The sequence below is a fragment of the Nocardiopsis protaetiae genome, from assembly GCF_045446735.1.
In the GTDB taxonomy this organism is placed as follows: Bacteria; Actinomycetota; Actinomycetes; order Streptosporangiales; family Streptosporangiaceae; genus Nocardiopsis; species Nocardiopsis protaetiae.
In genome coordinates this window covers 1-1516 of record NZ_JBJJBV010000515.1, presented here as the reverse complement: position 1 = coordinate 1516, position 1516 = coordinate 1, and the positions used below count along the sequence as shown (strand labels likewise).

Sequence of the window (1516 nt, the reverse complement as noted above, 5' to 3'; positions counted from 1 at the left end):
GAGTCCTTCGCCACCTACGCCAGCGTGTACTGCCAGGCCAACGCCACCAAGTGGACGGACGCCTGGACCACGTTCGCGAACGTGGAGAAGGCCTGGGCGCTGCGCCAGGACCAGCTGCCCTCCACCCACCCGATCGCCGCCGACATGGTCGACATCCAGGCGGTCGAGGTGAACTTCGACGGCATCACCTACGCCAAGGGCGCCTCGGTGCTCAAGCAGCTGGCGGCGTACGTGGGCGTGGACGCGTTCTTCGCGGGCGTGCGCGCCTACTTCCAGGAGTTCGCCTTCGGCAACACCGAGCTGAAGGACCTGCTCAAGCACCTGGAGGCGGCCTCGGGCCGGGACCTGTCGGGCTGGTCGCGCGAGTGGCTGGAGACCACCGGCGTCAACACGATGCGCCCGGACTTCGAGGTGGACGCGGACGGGAACTTCACCTCGTTCGCGGTGCTCCAGGAGGCGGCCCCCGAGCACCCGACGCTGCGCTCGCACCGGCTGGCGATCGGCCTGTACGACCGCACCGACGAGGGGATCGTGCGCCGCGACCGGGTGGAGCTGGACGTCAGCGGCGCCCGCACCGAGGTGCCGGAGCTGGTCGGCAGGGCCCGGCCGGACCTGGTCCTCATCAACGACGACGACCTGACCTTCACCAAGATCCGGCTGGACGAGCGGTCCCTGGAGACCGTCGTGACGGGCATCGGGAGCATCCGGGAGTCGCTGCCGCGGGCACTGGCCTTCGGCGCCGCCTGGGACATGACCCGCGACGGCGAGATGCCCGCCCGCGACTACGTGGAGCTGGTCGTCTCCGGCATCGACGGCGTGGACGACGTCACGGTCGCCCAGACGCTGCTGCGCCAGGCGGTCTCGGCCCTGCACAACTACGCCGACCCGGCGTGGCGCCCGTTCGGCTTCGAGAAGCTGTCGGAGCGCCTGCGCGAGCTGCTGACGGCCGCCGAGCCCGGCGGCGACCTACAGCTGGCCTACGTCAACGCGCTGGCCTCCAGCGCGGTCGGCGACGCCCACCTGTCCCTGCTCCAGGGGCTGCTGGACGGCGCGATCACCGTGGACGGCCTGGTGGTGGACACCGACCTGCGGTGGACGCTGCTGCGCCGCCTGGTCGCCACCGGCAAGGCGGGCGAGGCGGAGATCGACGCCGAGCTGAAGAACGACCCGACGGCGGCCGGGCAGCGGCACGCCGCCGGTGCGCGGGCGGCGGTCCCGAGCGCGGCGGCCAAGACCGCGGCCTGGGACCGGATCGTGGGTGAGGAGCTGGCCAACGCCGAGTTCCGGTCGGTGCTGCTGGGCTTCGTCGAGCCGGGCCAGGCCGACCTGTACCGGCCGTTCGTGGACCGGTACTTCGCGCAGCTGGCCCCGGCCTGGGAGAAGTGGACCGGCGAGTTCGCCCAGACCTTCGCCGAGTTCATGTACCCGGCCGGTCTGGTGGAGGAGGAGACGATCGAGCGCACCGACGCCTACATCGCCGAGAACTCCCCCGCCCCCGCGCTGAAGCGCCTGCTGG

The 1516-nt window shown here is 71.9% G+C and carries 1 protein-coding gene; it reads left to right on the top strand.

The features are described from left to right. A partial coding sequence (locus tag ACJOT3_RS34445; RefSeq protein WP_406977321.1) for an ERAP1-like C-terminal domain-containing protein occupies positions 1-1516 on the top strand: 1516 nt, incomplete at both ends.